Annotated in this window: 11 protein-coding genes and 1 pseudogene; 10 read left to right on the top strand and 2 right to left on the bottom strand. The window is 56.8% G+C overall.

What is annotated here, in order from left to right:
- Nucleotides 1–228: 228 nt before the first annotated feature.
- The 6 genes and pseudogenes from C492_RS10845 to C492_RS10820 all read left to right on the top strand — a co-directional run bounded on the left by C492_RS10845 (nt 229) and on the right by C492_RS10820 (nt 8,345).
- Nucleotides 229–1,872 (top strand): DUF2070 family protein, encoded by a 1,644-nt coding sequence (locus C492_RS10845; protein ID WP_008423419.1) that lies wholly within the window; start codon nt 229–231, stop codon nt 1,870–1,872.
- A gap of 694 nt (nt 1,873–2,566) precedes the next feature.
- Nucleotides 2,567–3,487 (top strand): IS5 family transposase, encoded by a 921-nt coding sequence (locus C492_RS10840; protein WP_008423415.1) that lies wholly within the window; start codon nt 2,567–2,569, stop codon nt 3,485–3,487.
- Between the two features lie 203 nt (nt 3,488–3,690).
- Nucleotides 3,691–4,266: a twin-arginine translocation signal domain-containing protein gene (locus C492_RS10835; RefSeq protein WP_049892996.1), complete on the top strand. Its 576-nt coding sequence runs from the start codon at nt 3,691–3,693 to the stop codon at nt 4,264–4,266.
- A 676-nt stretch (nt 4,267–4,942) separates the two neighbouring features.
- Entirely contained in the window at nt 4,943–6,373 is a 1,431-nt protein-coding gene (locus C492_RS10830; protein ID WP_008423411.1) for a cytochrome ubiquinol oxidase subunit I, read from the top strand.
- On the top strand, nt 6,366–7,385 hold the full coding sequence (locus tag C492_RS10825; RefSeq protein WP_008423409.1) for a cytochrome d ubiquinol oxidase subunit II: 1,020 nt from the start codon (nt 6,366–6,368) through the stop codon (nt 7,383–7,385). The genes C492_RS10830 and C492_RS10825 overlap by 8 nt, the downstream gene beginning before the upstream one ends.
- 138 nt (nt 7,386–7,523) lie before the next feature.
- A pseudogene (locus C492_RS10820) lies at nt 7,524–8,345 on the top strand (IS5 family transposase).
- A gap of 493 nt (nt 8,346–8,838) precedes the next feature.
- Here C492_RS10820 and C492_RS26065 read toward each other — a convergent pair.
- A complete protein-coding gene (locus C492_RS26065; protein WP_049892995.1) occupies nt 8,839–9,123 on the bottom strand; it encodes a DUF7471 family protein in 285 nt (94 codons plus the stop codon).
- A gap of 269 nt (nt 9,124–9,392) precedes the next feature.
- Between C492_RS26065 and C492_RS10810 the strand changes: the two genes are divergently transcribed.
- The 4 genes from C492_RS10810 (at nt 9,393) to C492_RS10795 (ending at nt 13,854) form a co-directional block, all read left to right on the top strand.
- Nucleotides 9,393–9,923 (top strand): winged helix-turn-helix transcriptional regulator, encoded by a 531-nt coding sequence (locus tag C492_RS10810; RefSeq protein ID WP_049893002.1) that lies wholly within the window; start codon nt 9,393–9,395, stop codon nt 9,921–9,923.
- Nucleotides 9,924–10,229: 306 nt separating this feature from the next.
- Complete coding sequence (locus C492_RS10805; RefSeq protein WP_008423404.1) at nt 10,230–12,026, top strand: NosD domain-containing protein; 1,797 nt, start codon at nt 10,230–10,232, stop codon at nt 12,024–12,026.
- Complete coding sequence (locus tag C492_RS10800) at nt 12,023–12,952, top strand: ABC transporter ATP-binding protein (RefSeq protein WP_008423402.1); 930 nt, start codon at nt 12,023–12,025, stop codon at nt 12,950–12,952. Before C492_RS10805 ends, C492_RS10800 begins: the two co-directional genes overlap by 4 nt.
- On the top strand, nt 12,949–13,854 hold the full coding sequence (locus C492_RS10795) for an ABC transporter permease (protein ID WP_008423400.1): 906 nt from the start codon (nt 12,949–12,951) through the stop codon (nt 13,852–13,854). Before C492_RS10800 ends, C492_RS10795 begins: the two co-directional genes overlap by 4 nt.
- 140 nt (nt 13,855–13,994) lie before the next feature.
- Here C492_RS10795 and C492_RS10790 read toward each other — a convergent pair whose 3' ends face one another.
- Nucleotides 13,995–14,504: a nitrous oxide reductase accessory protein NosL gene (locus C492_RS10790; RefSeq protein WP_008423398.1), complete on the bottom strand. Its 510-nt coding sequence runs from the start codon at nt 14,502–14,504 to the stop codon at nt 13,995–13,997.
- Nucleotides 14,505–14,798: the final 294 nt, after the last annotated feature.

The raw sequence follows: 14,798 nt of genomic DNA, 5'->3' as shown, positions 1-14,798 counted from the left end.
ATTCGTAGCCCCTCATCGTGAAGAACTCACTCTCCATCTTCGAATGGTCCATTCAGAAGATACATTATACAATAGTTTAAACCATCATAATTCATGGTTTTCTTTATGGGAAGTGAACGACTAGTGGAGTCACTCTGTCACTGCGAAAAGAAAACAGTGAAATCGGTGAGTAGCGAGGGCAAGACAGATTCTATGACACGCTCTGGGAATCCAACTGGTGATTAAACGATGGGTTCCGATAACGTCGATATCTTCAAACATATCGTTTTCAAATTGCCATCACTCCCAACGCAAATCATCGCGCTGGTTGTATTGAGCCCACTCTATGCGACGCTTATGTATTTGGCACTCAATAAATTTGCACCGATCGAGATTCAGCCTTGGATCATTCCAGTCGGTGCGATAGTGATCTTCCTAGGACCGTTTTTCATCGCCGCTGAACTTTTCTATCATTCACTGCCTGATTATCCGCGCCACTGGAGTTACTTTCTTGCGCTCACAACTCAATTGTTTCTTTTCATCTATGCACTCATCCTTTCGGGTGCGGATACGGGGATGAACGCGTGGCAAATTATTTGGCTCGCGCTAATCACCGTGAGTCTTACCAATGTATCAGTCTTGACCGTTTCGGTGGGTTCCCAACGACTGGGGCAGATAATATTATTATCACTTTCACAACCATTACTCTTGATCGGCGTGTTCCAGTTCTTCATTGGTCAAAACATCGGCGTCTCTGAGGCATCTCTTCTCGTTAACTTTGGAGTTCTTCTAGCAGTCGTTGTGATTCTCGTCCTCTTCCTGAAACTGTTCGACTACCTGATCGGCAACAATGCGAACGTCTCTGCATTCAGACTCACATCAGGACTGCTCAAGGGCGAGCGATCAGCGCTTGATCTTGGGTACCCTGCGAGGCCAGATGTACAAACACTAACGATCGATAATGGGAAGAAACTCACGCTCGCGGCTCCGTGGATCCATCCGGGCCCGCTCGGCGGGTTTGGAGGCGGCAAACTCAGTAGCGAAGTTATCGAAAGACTGAACGACACCGGCACGGGATTCTTCCTGCATGTTCCATGTACTCATAAGGAGGATCTCGCAGATCCGGCTGACGTCGCTAAGGTTATCGACGCGATAGGTAACCCCGAAACAGTTTCAACGGCATCGCGACTCCACAGTCTGGAGCACGATGATCTCCACTTCTACGGACGGACCGTCGATGGGAAGAAAATCGTCTTCTTCGAAGCTGAGGGAATCGACGACTACCATCCGGGCGTCTTCATGCGAAATATCTCGAAAGACGACGTCCTCCTGGTAGATATGCACAACCATCACATTCACGCGGAACTGGATAGAGAGATCCAGTACGGAACGGAGGATGCTGCCCGCCTCAAGCGATGCTTCGACGACTTCCTTGAGCTCCTTGAGGACGCCGAAACCTATCCGTATAGTGTAGGGTTCGCCGTCCATTGTGACGAGCATCCACTGATGGCACTCGTCGAGGAAGTTGACGGCCAACGAACGCTTCTTTTCGGGGTCGATACGAACGGAATTACAGATGATCTGCGGGAACAACGCGAACGGCTCCAACAGGAGTTTGACGACGTAATTCTGTTTTCAACAGACACGCACGCGTCGGTACACGACCTAGCGAACATGAAGGGATTCGACGTGGCGACGGTTACAGACACAGTTCAACACGCGGTCGAACGCGTTTCTGATGCTCGGATCGGCTTGACAAACGTTCAAACGGACCGATTACGGCTGCTCAAACTTGACTACAGTGGGCTTGTCTTCAGCGTAAATATCCTTATTCGACTTGCCATCATCTCGCTTGTAGCGTTCTACGCATCCCTCGTACTCTGGGTCTTCTAACGGGGATCAGCAGAGAATTTGACACCATTAACGATTTCATTAAAATTATATCTTAATATAACAAGTAAAATTTAATAATTTACTTCTATTATAGACCGGTGTTTCAGCGGCTATCGCAGCACTCCTGCTGAAGTGTGAATAATTCACTTATTGTAAGAAGTGTGCTGAAGCAGTCAAATTGCCGCTGTTCGTCAATCGAGTCCCATTTGTGTCAGAGACTAGCTGGTGGTGTCGCTGATCTCACCGCATCTTCACTATCTCCACTGTTTGTGGTTTCCTTTATCTATACAGTGTCCTGCAGATTTTAGTGTCCTCGAGCCGATTCGTCATTCTGTGACGCTCAGGGGGCTTATCCGTGATGAGCAGACGAATGCTATCATAGGGTGGTTGCTGACTGATATCATTGTTCTGGGTACTATTAAAATCGTTCTTACAGTTATGTTACTATGGGGCAGGTTCGAACTAGTCATCATTGCTACGACGCTCATGTGAAGCACATTGTTGGTGGATCAAAGAACGGTTTGAACGATCTCTTCGAGTGGTTTTCGCCGGGTTTTCGGAGGATTCGCCGTCGAAGTTGGAACGCTCTGAGATACGGCGTCAGTTTGCCTTTTGAGGGCTCTGTTGAATCATTAGACGGTATCGGGATAGGGCGCTAAATCAAAGGAGTTGAAGCAGGAGACTGCGAGTGTCCATGACGCAAATCTCCCGCTTCATTAGCGAAGTTGTCCCGGTTGCTCAAACCGTTACTGGTGATGGAGGCGAATCCGCCGCCCCTGAAGGTGGCGGCGGATTCGCCGACTATGCGGTCGTTTCCCTGCATTGTCTGCGGATTTACCTTGACACATCCTACCGGATGACAATTGACCTACTTAAGGAGATGCCACAAATAACCGGGGAGATCGGCCTCAGTGCGGCCGATCTCCCCTCCCCATCTACGTTGTGTAAAGCGTTCAACCGAATCAACATGAGCATCTGTCGAGTGCTGCTGCGCCAGTCGGCGCAGCTGCACGATCCTTCGAAATACGGCGCGATCGACGCCACGTTCTACGAACGATCTGCCGCGAGCCGTCACTACTGCCAGCGAATCAGCTACAGCGTGCAGAAGCTCAAAGTNGGCGCGATCGACGCCACGTTCTACGAACGATCTGCCGCGAGCCGTCACTACTGCCAGCGAATCAGCTACAGCGTGCAGAAGCTCAAAGTTGCGAAGCTCGTCGATACAGCGTCTCAAGCCGTTCTTGACGTTCACTGTTTGACGAAGCGTGAAGGAAGCGATGCAGACCTTGCCGAGCAGATTGCCCGCCGAAACGCGGGCGATTTGCAGTCTCTTACCGCCGATAAAGGCTATGACAAGCAGTCACTCCGTGAAGAGTTGCGTGAACTCGACATCAGACCGCTCATCAAGCATCGTATCTTCGCGCCTTACGACTACGCACACAACGCCAGAATCGACGAACAGCGCTACAATCAGCGCTCTATGACTGAGACCGTCAACTCGGCTATCAAGCGCTCGCTCGGCTTCGCCGTGCGAGCGCGGTCCTGGTTTCGTGAGTTTCGAGAAATCGCTCTGATGTGTGTCGTCTATAACATCAAGCGTGCCGTGAAACAGTGAATTCCACCGCCCTATGGCGATTCAACACAGCCACTCTAGCCGAACGAGCGCCAGAATCAGCCAGTAGACCGCTTTTTGCATCTGTTTTGTGATCCGTATATGTATTAGACAACAGGAAGAGCTGATTAGCTATCCTGTTGTATGTGTGTTCGTCAATCATACCAGAATAACTAATCCTGTTTCTTCCAAAGATACGATCGATCATGTCTAACCCATTCAACCGCCGTCGGTTTCTCAAAGGAACAGCCGGTGCTGCTGCAAGTGTAGCGGCTGTCCCTGTGCTCAGTGGAGTAGCAGCAGCGCATTTCCCGGTCGAGTTGGATATCGATGTCCAGCCCGAAAACGAAGACAACGTTGTCGACCTTGACGAACACGACCAAGTTTCAGTCAGAGTCAACTCTTCAGAGTTCTTGAACTCAGACGGTGAGCGAGAGACGTTTGACCCGACCGAAAAGGATGTCAGATATCGCTTCGGCTCTCGAAGTGTACTCGACGACGGAGAGGGTGCCCGACCGATTAATGACGGTGAAGTCACAACAACGACTACAGAGGACGGCGACCAACAGAAGACCACTAAGGTTCTCTCGTTGTCTTTCCCGGTTGAAGAGACAAGGCTTACCAATGGGGATGATACTGCTTGGCTCTATTGGGAACGCGAAGAATCTGGTAAGCATGGCTACTCTGGTGTCGATACTATCACAGTATACGGCGGGAAGTCCTCATCCAAAGACCTTTTTGAGCTTCTTCGCCAACTGTTAGGAATCAAAGACGGTCGCTGACGGTCCCATTTCGTTGAGTGCTCTTCTGGAACAAGTAGATTCTAGCAGCTGCTCATGGACTTGGTGTGAAAATAATTGTCTTAGAACAGCGAGGAACGGGCTCAGTCGCCGAGAAATGGGACTTTTACGAGACGATGTTTCTCGTAGACAGAGGAACTATTTGACCGCGCTTGCTCAATGCGATCTACACGGTCACCTCGACTACGTCAACCGAACTTGATTAAAAATAGTTTTAGATGATTGCGATGCGGAGTGGCCGATTTCACCAGACGTGGATGGGCGGCAGAGCCAACGCTGCACGCTGGCTCGCCACCTTCGTCTCCTCATATAATTTCCAGCGACCAAACCAGGCGCTCAACAACTGTACGCCTGCCGAGGAGGTGATGAATCCTTGACTAGATAGTGCTTGGTGCCAGGAAGTGATAATATCCATACAATTGTGGGCCACCGGTTACGGCCGGAAAGTGTTCCACCCTCCCCTGATTCCCATCCCATAGGAATCGGATCTCCCCTCTAGTAGGTCGATGCCTAAGGGCCACCAATGAGTTGTAATCGACGGATCTCGAGTGCTACTGAGCCGACTCGTACTGCGCCTCTCACAGTAAAAGGCTCCGTCTTTACATTCTGGTAACCTATGGCTGTAATCTCATCACCAGTCGTGACAACCGTTGTCGACATGGGAGTCGCTCTCAGCTCGGTGGTTGCCTTCCTCCCACCCGAACTGGGAAGTCGGTTACAGTTCGGCTGGACAATCAGCGTTCACATCCTCTTTGCCTCGCTCTCGATCGGTCTGGCACCGTTTATCGTATATTTCACGTGGAAAGATGTCCACCAAGGAGACGAGCGCTATGCTCGACTACGAGAGTTCTGGGTAAGCATCTTCGCGATTGGATTCGTCATGGGAACGGTCACTGGCATCCCGATGAGTTTCCAGTTCGGGACGAACTTCCCGGTATTCTCGGAGGTCGCCGGCGAGTTAATCGGGGGTCCACTGGCGTTCGAGGCGAAGATGGCATTCTTCCTCGAGGCCGTCTTCCTCGGGGTCTTATTGTTCGGCCGCGAGCGTGTCTCTGACCGAACATACGTCTTATCGTCGGTCCTCGTCGGGATCGGTGCCTGGCTCTCGGGATTTTGGATCCTTGTCGTCAACGCTTGGATGCAGACGCCCCAGGGGTTCGAACTCGTCGAACGGAACGGACGAACAATCGCCCAGCTGACGGACCCGGTCGCGGCCTTCCTGACCCCGAGATTCCCTTGGATGTTTACACACATGATGAACGCTGCGGTCATTGCAGTTGCCCTCGGCGTCGCCGGGATCTCAGCGTACTTCCTCTGGACGAACCGGGACGCCGTCGAGTGGGCGACGGCCCTCCGGCTCGCAATCGTTATTCTGCTGATTTCGGCACCATTCCAGGCAATCCACGGCGACGCCTACGCCCGTCACGTCGAGAACACCCAGCCACAGAAGTTCGCCGCGATGGAGGCCCACTACGATACCGGACAAGCCGATCTCCATCTCATCGCGATCCCGGCGAATCCCGACGCACTTCTTGATCCCCGCGCAGAGAATCTCTGGACAATCAGCCTACCTGGAGTCGGCTCGTATCTCGCTAGCGGTGGGGACGCTGACGCCGAGATACTTGGTCTCAACGAATACGAGGAGAGTCCACCAGTTGCTCTCGTGTTCTGGGCGTTTCGATTCATGGTGGGTCTGGGCTTTCTGTTCATCGGCCTCGCGCTCTGGGGGGGCACGCTTCTCTGGCGAGGGTCGCTCACTGAAAGCGACCGGTTCCTGGAAGCGATGATGCTTGCATCCCCGCTCGGGTTCGTCGCAATGCTCACCGGCTGGTATGTCACGGAGATCGGCCGCCAACCCTGGGTGATCCAGGGCATTCTTCAGACGGACGAGGCGGTGTCGACATCGTTGACCTCTGGCGAGGTAACCATAACGCTCGTCGGGTTCGTCGTCCTCTATCTCGCCTTAATAGGAGCATTTGTCTACGTCTTGGCATCGTTGGTCGAAAGTGAACAGTCGCGACTTACCGACCACGAGTCAGGGCATGATTCAGTCTGGGAGAGCCTCCCGGTGGTGGGCAGCGATGACTGAAGTCGCCTTGGCTGAGGTTGCTTTCCTTCCTGTCGACCAGTATCTTCACCCCCTGCTTCCGATGATCTGGTTCAGCGTCGTACTCTTCTGTCTCACGATGTACGTCGCACTCGACGGCTTCGATTTTGGGATCGGGATCCTTTACGCCACCCGGACCGACGAGGACGACCGTGAAACATTGCTCTCAGCGTTCGGACCGATATGGGACGCCAACGAGGTCTGGATCGTCGCATTCGGGACAACGCTCCTCGCGGCGTTCCCACCAGTGTACTCCCGACTGTTGAGCGATCACTACCTGCTGTCGCTCGCGATTGTCATCGCACTCATTTTCCGCGGAGTCGCTCCCGAACTCCGAGAACACCGAGATAACGACCAATGGAAACGTACATGTGATCGACTCTTCGTGGCCGGCAGCACGCTCGCACCGATCCTTCTTGGTGCTCTAGTCGGAAGCTGGGTGTTCGCGAGCGGGATGCTCGGCGTCCCCAGTCTACTCACAAGCCTCGTCGTGGTCTGTCTGTCCGTGACAAGTGGTGCGGCATTCCTAGCCATGAAGACCCAAGGGAGGTTGCGTGTGGAAGTGCGTCGCTATGGTATCGCGGCGACAGTCGCCTACTTGCTTGCGGTCGCCGCCCTGCTCAGCGTCGTCTTTACAGACGACAGTGCTAGCGTCCGTGACCAACTCTTGGCCGCGCCGGCTCCGGAGATCATTGGGCTGACGGTCGTGATCAGTGTAGTAGGCGTCCTATTGGCTCGCCACGATCGTGCCCGTCTCTGGTTCGGAAGTACGCTGACACTCTCAGGACTGCTCGGATCGCTCGTCGCCGTGCTCTTGTTCCCGACGATCTATCCCGCAGGTGGATATACGATTGAGGAAACCATTGTCTCGCCGCTTGCGCTCAATCTTGTGACAGTGCTCGGATTGCCAGTATTAGTATTTGTATTATGGTACTTCAAGTTTCTATATGGGGTCTTTCAGGGACCAATCGAAGAGGGCGGCTACGGTCACTAAATGGCTACTATCTTTTGTGTCGCAATCACACTCCTCACCATCCGTTCTAGTAGATTATGCCGTCGTCTGATTGGATATCGTTGTGAGGCTCTGTTGAAATCCTCAGAGAGTTACAGGATCGAACAGTAGTTTGACCGAATGCAGGCCCTCCCGAAGTCACGATTGCTCCGGTTTGTTGAGCAGGCGTATCACTTGACCCGACGAGCTGTCGCTCGCTACTCCTCGAAGTTCTCGAAACGACGGTACACACTTCACCAGCACATCGTCTTGCTCTGCCTCAAGATTCGGAAGAATACGACGTATCGGACGCCTCTCGACGAACTTATCGAGATGCCTCGGATTCGAAGCGCCATCGGACTTGAGGAAATTCCGTCCCCCTCGACATTGTGAAAGGCGTTCAACCGCTTGGACATGGCTGTTTGGCGGGTTCTTCTCAACCTCTCGGTTACGCTTCTCCCGACCAACGGCGTCGTCGGAATCGACGCCTCCGGCTTCGACCGCAGCCACGCCTCAAAACACTACACGAAGCGAACGAAGTTGACGATTAAACAGTTGAAAGTCACACTGCTCGTGGACACGAAAGCGAATGGCATCCTCGATCTCCATGTGACGACGACCAGAAAACACGACTCACAGATCGCACCGTCGCTCATCAAGCGGAATACCGATGAAGTAACGATTCTCCTCGGCGACAAGGGATACGACGACCAGACGGTTCGCGCGTTAGCCCGTGAAGATGGTGTTCGTCCGGTCATCAAGCACCGAGAATTTTCGTCGCTCCACAAGGCGTGGAATGCTCGGCTAGATGCCAACCTCTACGGCCAACGAAGTCAGAACGAGACGGTGAACTCCAGTCTTAAACGGAAATATGGGGCATTCGTCCGCTCACGACACTGGTGGAAGCAGTTCCGTGAAATCGTTGTTGGCTGTCTCACTCACAACATCGACAAGTCACTCTGAACAGCGGATATCGATGAACAAGACAGCGAAATGGGTCGAGCCCTTCTGATTCTCGTCAAAAGAGTCGTGACCGACTCAGAAGATGAGTTTGGCAACGACCGAGGAGTTGATTCTCGACTTTCGGGGGTGGGGGAGAGCTACTAATCGTAACAATGGACGGGGAACAAGACACAGACGCTCAGGAACGTGACTCGGTCGACACAACTAGATCCTCGTCAAGTCGCCATGTTCCGAATGGAGAGCGGTCAGCAACAACTCACACTCCGGATCCAAAGCTCGTATCCCGGGTGCTGGTAACGCGGATCGAAGTCATCGTCGTCGGTATCACAGGCGGCCTGCTCGGAGACACCGTCGGCGGTCCACCGTGATTCATCGTCTATCTCATCACGACGCTGATCACGATTGGCATCATATTCCACAACGTGAATGAACTCGTCAAGTCCTGGTATATCGAAGTGACGACACAAGATAGGTCGGCTCGACGTCGAGCACCCTAACGCCGGTAGCTGGAGCCAAGGTCTTGATTTTCACTCGAATAAGCGTAGTAGACTGCAGCGAGTACGAGTGCCATCATAACAACATCAAGTGTATGCTCCAACAAGTGGTGCATCTCAGTATTCGTACTTCCCAGGAGATACGCAGGTCCCAAACTCGTCTTGCCAAGAAACGTAGAAAACGCGACAGCGATCAGGAGATACGACACCGTCCGACGCTTCACGAATGCAGCGAACGATAGTAACGCGATGAGTATCGAGAACACTGCACCGACACCAAGCATGACAATTAGGACATTTTCAGTCAGTGATGCTCCGAAATGGAGTGGCAAACCGACGGCAACGGCCAGTAGCGATTCGGAATGCATGTAATTGACTCTGGGACGGTTTGACCTAGCCCCTGTTTTTGTAAAGAATGCCAGACGGTTCGTCGACTCAATTGTTCTGGTTCAGTTGGCGAATACGAGTGGTGGATCGAGAGATATAGAGGCCCACACACGAAGGTTTACGAAACGAGTGATCGGTGAACTCCTGCTCGATCGAACTCTACACAATCAGCGAAACACGAGATCAAATTGCACGTCAGGTTCGCGGGAACCCCGGAATTCATTTTAACGAACTCACCCGGACCCTCGATCTCGCGCCGGGACAGGTACAATACCATCTCAGGAAACTCGAACGCTCCGATGACATCGTCGAGGAGTCGCTGTACGGCCGGACGCATTACTACACGCCGGACTACGGAACCTGGGAGCGGGGAGCTTTGGCCGTACTCCGTCGGGAAACGGCGCGAGACATCCTTGTGTGCCTCATGGCCAACGGACCGAGTGCTCCTAACGAAGTCGCTGAAGGGGTCGACATCGCGCGCAGTACGCTCGAATGGCATCTCGACCACCTCGTCGAACAGGACCTCCTCGAGAAGGAGCGCGATGCTCGAAACCACGTGACGCTCGTTCTTACACATCCGGAAGAGACGGCTCGGATGCTTCGATTGGTCGAACCGTCGATCGCCGACCGGCTTGTCGATCGGTTCATGCGACTCGTCGATGGTCTGCTCGAAGAACCGACAAACTGGGAGTATTGATCGGCCCGTGAACGGTGTTCGGTCAGCTGTCTTGTCCAGGGAATTCGGCTCTTGTCCTGTCAGGGTGGGACTGACGACGCACCAATTGATCGTCGTCTCGCGTGAGCTCTTCGAAAGTTCGAGACGTGGACCAGACCGGCTTTGTTCGCGGCATTCCAAGACCATCGTGTGAATAGCCGAGTTCGTGTATGGGTATTCGTGGCTATCGTGGTGATGCTGGTGCTCTGCATCGGCGTGGTCTTCGGGATTGAGACAGGGACTCACTCGCCCGAGCCCGTAGCCTTCGATGACACGGTCACCGTAGGCATGACGCTCGAACAGGAGTACGCCCTCAGCGACCACCCTTCGGTCGAACTGCCGCGAGTACAGACGTTTCACTCCCAGTACGAGTACGTGGTTGGTTACTATGGCGTCGACACGTACGTCGACGCCCAGCGCCAGTCCGGTCACGAGCAGCGCTTTGGCTACCCGCTCGCCATCTACGTCAGCGACTACGGCGACACGGGCGTCGAACTGAATGAAGAAGGTTATCCGACGGTCGAGCGGTCGTCGGGATGGGTCAAGGCCGAGGACGCCTGGTTCGTCGTCGGGAGCGACGCGCGGTCGCCAGCCGGTCCGGCCATCCCCTCTTTCGATGAGCGCGAAGACGCCGATGCGTTCGCCGAGCGATACGGCGGCGAGGTCCGCTCCTGGGAGGGGGCCCTCGAGATGCGCGTCGAGAGCGACGACGCCAGCACGGTCAAAGATCGGATCGACCAACAACAGGAGCGCTCCGACTCGCTCGTCGAGAACGCGAGCGAACACGACGAGCGGCCGGTCTCGGTCGTCGTCGGCGAGGATGTCGACACGATCCAGGAGGGCATCGAGGGGGCCCCGCCGAACACCACCGTAACGGTTCCGGAAGGGACCTACAACGAGACGGTCGAGATCGACAAGCCGATCACCCTCGCCGGCGAGGAATCCACGCTGATCCGCGGCGACGGAAACGGGTCGGTCGTGACGGTCACCGAGGAAGACGTCGGGATCAGGAACCTCGACATCCGCGGGGTGGGCACGCTCGACAGGGGCGCCGAGGAACTCCCTGGCGAAGAGACCGAGGGCTGGGACGACCGCTTCATGGTGAACTACGCTGGCGCCGACGCCGGCATCTCCGCGCAAGTCGCCGACCGCGTCTCCATCGTCGACGTAGACGTCAAGACGCCGGCCAACGGGATCATCCTCCGAGAGAGTCCCGACGCCGTCGTCAGGGACGCGAACGTGACGGTCGCCGACCGCGGCACCTCCGGGTACGCCGGAATTATGGTGTTTCGCTCGCCCGGCGTCGTCGAGAACTCCTCGGTGACCGATGGGCGTGACTCGATCTACCTGTATCGCTCCGAGGGAGCGATCGTCACGAACAACGAGATCACCGATAGCGTCCTCGGGATCCACCTGATGCACAACGACGGTGCGTTGCTCACGAACAACCGGGTCGCAGAGGCCGAAAACACCGGTATCTACGTGATGACGGGGCCGGAGCGAAACGCGCTCGTCGGCAATCAGATCACGTCGTCAGAGACCGCCGCCTACGTCGGCGGCACGGAGTCGTACGTCGCGCGCAACGTCTTCGCGGACAACACCCTCGGCTTGCACATGGAGGCTGACGCCTCCATCTACGAGCACAACGTCTTCGCCGGCAACGGCGTCGGCGCACGCGACGCCGCGGTCCTCCCGACAAATCGCGTCTTCGGGAACGACTTCGTCGCCAACGATGAACATGCCGAAGCCGGTGCCGGCCCGCTGCGGATCTGGTCCCACGACGGTCAGGGTAACTACTGGGAGGGAGGCTCCAGCGTGGCCGACGGCGACCCGCCGGGGCGGCCTTACTCGCCGACCGATCCCGTCGACGGCCGCCTCCATGAGGTCGACGGGGCGGAGACACTCGCCCGCGCACCGGCGCTCACCGCCCTCTCGGGGCTCGAACAGTCCGTCTCCGGGATGCAGCGGTCGAGTATCACCGACCTCAAACCGACCTGCGAGCCGAACAACCCCGAACTGATTGAAGCGACCGACTATGCGAACGAAGCCTATGCCTGCGACGGCACCACGGTGACCGACAGATGACAACTGAACGATACGACTCAGGACGGACGAACCAACCGCCGACCGATGACGGCCCAGCGGCCGATAGTGACCCGGCAGTGACTGACGGGAGCGGCGTCAGGGTGACGAGCGACCGCGCGCCGGACGCCGACTTAGCCACCGACGGCGGCCCCGAAGCGGCGGACGTGACTCTCGCTGCCGACCGCGACGCCGCGTCGAGCGACGTCCTGCTCAACGCCAGTTCGGTCGCGTTCGCCTACGGCGACGTACAGGTGCTTGACGACGTGTCGGTCACGGTACCCGCCGGGGACGTGACCGCCCTGATCGGGCCGAACGGCGCCGGCAAGACAACCTTGCTCCGGGCACTGGCCGGACTCCACGAGGCCACTGGCGGCACCGTCGAGTACCTCGGTCCCGACGTGCCACGACCGATCGGTTACCTGCCCCAGAGACCCTCGTTCAGACCGGGATTCACAGTCGTCGAGACCCTCGAATTCTATGCCTCACTGGTCGGAGAAGACCGCGAGGACGTTCTAAATCGCCTCGATCGGGTCGGACTTCGGGCCGCGGCCGAACGGCGGGTCGGTGCCCTCTCCGGCGGTATGACGCGGTTAGTCGGCATCGCTCAGGCAATAATCGGCGACCCGACGGTCGTCGTCCTCGATGAACCGGCGTCAGGCCTCGACCCAGGGATGAGCACCCGTGTCTTCGACATCGCCAGGGATCTGGCCGATAGGGGCACCGCCGTGTTGCTGACTTCCCACGACCTGGCTTTCGTCGAACGGACGGCCGACCAGGTGCTGTTGCTCGACGACGGCGTCGTCACAGAGCGAGGTCACCCGGAAGAAATACTCGACCGGATAGGCGTCGACACGCTCCAAGAGGCCTACGAGGCGTCGGTGACCGGTGACCTGCAGCAGGTTCGCGTCCGAGGTGAGTCAGCATGAGCGACCCGGACCGCAGAACGACCACGTCCGGTGCGGGTGGGATCGACACGTCGGACGCGGCTGGGACGGCCCCAGCGGCAGTGACCGAGGCACCCGACTCGTTCGGTCGGATCGGCCGTGTCGTCGGCCGAGAGATCCGGACGCTCGTCCGGACACGCACGTTTGCGGTGCTCTCACTTGCCCTCACCGGGGTCTTGCTGACCATCTCGGTACTCGGTAGCGCCACCGGGGGATACGTCCCCACAGTCGTCGACCTCATCACGCCGCTGGAACTGCTTGTCCCAATCGTTGCCGTCGCCTTCGGCTACCGGGCCATCGTCGCCGACGAGCAACGTGGCGAACTCGACGTCCTCGAAACCTACCCGGTCACCCCCCACGAGCACGTCCTCGGTGTCTACGTGGGCCGCGCCCTGGGACTGATCGTCGCCGTCGGCGTGCCCCTGATACTCGTCGGTGCGTCGGTCGCGTTCCTCCGCGAGGAACCGCTCAGGCTCTATGCGACCCACGCCGGGACCGACTCGCCGATCCTTTACGCTCGGTTCGTCGTACTCGCGCTCGCGTTCGCCGTGACCGTCTTAGCGGTCGCACTGGCTATCTCGGCGATGGCGAGCGCTACCCGGAGCGCCCTCGCACTGGCTATCGTCGGTCTCATTGTCCTCCTGGTCGGCCTTGATCTCGCGCTCGTCTTCGGGTTCGCCAACAGAATCATCCCGGACACGGCACTCGTCCACGCTATCGCCGTCAGTCCACTCAGCGCGTTCCGTGGGCTAGTCTTCGAGACAGTCGTCACCACGGCCACGGGAACCGGCCCTCGGACTGCCTCACCGATAGCCAGCCTCCTCGGCCTCGCCGTCTGGACGCTGGGATCGCTCGCCGTCACGATCGTGGCCATCGAGCGCTGACGTCACCAGTCGATCCTTCGGTTTCAGTTAGCGTCCAGGACTCGGCCCAATATGGTTGCCGCCACCGCGCGTAGCTTCGTGTCGTCGCACCCCGACGCTGTCGAAACCGTGTGGAAAATCGATGATCGCGTTCGGGGCAATTATTCTTTCAGCGACTGAATCAGTTCGCGGTTGACCTCGTCGTGTTCGTAGACGTCACCGCCCCACTCGGCTTGGAACGATTCCGCGCCGTCGGTGTCGGAGAAGCCGATCATCGACTTGTCCATCGCGCCCCGCACGTCGCTGTCGACGACCAGCGTGAGGTCCTTGGCGACTGCGAACGTCTCCGCATCCAGGAACTTCTCCATCTCCGGCTGATCGCCATTCTCGTCGAGTTCGTAGTCGACCGACGAGTAGTCGGTGAGGTAGCTGACTTCTGGCTCCGCTTTCGACTCGTTCTCGAACGTGAACGCGTAGGTGCATCGCGAACTGCAGAACTGGGCTGCCCGATTCTCACCGTCGCCGAGCACCGATTCGGGGTCCTCGTAGAACGACTGGCCGGTCGGTCCCGGATAGTCCCCGATGATCATCGTACAGTTGTCACACGCGCGGTCGCTGTCGACGGTGATCGGGTCTGGGACCGACGCTTCCGACCCGTCTCCGCCGTTCATGCACCCGGCAACGGCGGCGACACCCACAGTCGCGGCGCCCGCGAGGACTGTGCGTCGATCGATCGTCTGCTCAGCACGGGTTTGCTCAAACCTCTCCGCTGGATCCATATCTGACGTTGGAACCTCTCCGTGATGACCAGTCTGGTACATTCGGCGAAATCGCGGATCTGAAACGACAGACACGAAACTAGACGTTCACTACGGCGCACGCTTCGCCGAACGGAGTGATCAGTGAACGAAGTCTGAGACGCGACAAATCTGCGTTACAGGCGTTTTGGATGGGGGTTCCAGTGT

The sequence above is a fragment of the Natronococcus jeotgali DSM 18795 genome (assembly GCF_000337695.1).
Taxonomy (GTDB): domain Archaea; phylum Halobacteriota; class Halobacteria; order Halobacteriales; family Natrialbaceae; genus Natronococcus; species Natronococcus jeotgali.
This window is presented reverse-complemented; position numbering and strand designations above follow the sequence as displayed.

Bases quoted from the DNA above. Each gene is read 5' to 3' on its own strand.
- C492_RS10845 (WP_008423419.1), top strand. From the start codon at position 229: ATGGGTTCCGATAACGTCGATATCTTCAAACATATCGTTTTCAAATTG.
- C492_RS10835 (WP_049892996.1), top strand. From the start codon at position 3,691: ATGTCTAACCCATTCAACCGCCGTCGGTTTCTCAAAGGAACAGCCGGT.
- C492_RS10830 (WP_008423411.1), top strand. From the start codon at position 4,943: ATGGGAGTCGCTCTCAGCTCGGTGGTTGCCTTCCTCCCACCCGAACTG.
- C492_RS10825 (WP_008423409.1), top strand. From the start codon at position 6,366: ATGACTGAAGTCGCCTTGGCTGAGGTTGCTTTCCTTCCTGTCGACCAG.
- C492_RS26065 (WP_049892995.1), bottom strand. From the start codon at position 9,123: ATGCTTGGTGTCGGTGCAGTGTTCTCGATACTCATCGCGTTACTATCG.
- C492_RS10805 (WP_008423404.1), top strand. From the start codon at position 10,230: ATGACGCTCGAACAGGAGTACGCCCTCAGCGACCACCCTTCGGTCGAA.
- C492_RS10800 (WP_008423402.1), top strand. From the start codon at position 12,023: ATGACAACTGAACGATACGACTCAGGACGGACGAACCAACCGCCGACC.
- C492_RS10795 (WP_008423400.1), top strand. From the start codon at position 12,949: ATGAGCGACCCGGACCGCAGAACGACCACGTCCGGTGCGGGTGGGATC.
- C492_RS10790 (WP_008423398.1), bottom strand. From the start codon at position 14,504: ATGAACGGCGGAGACGGGTCGGAAGCGTCGGTCCCAGACCCGATCACC.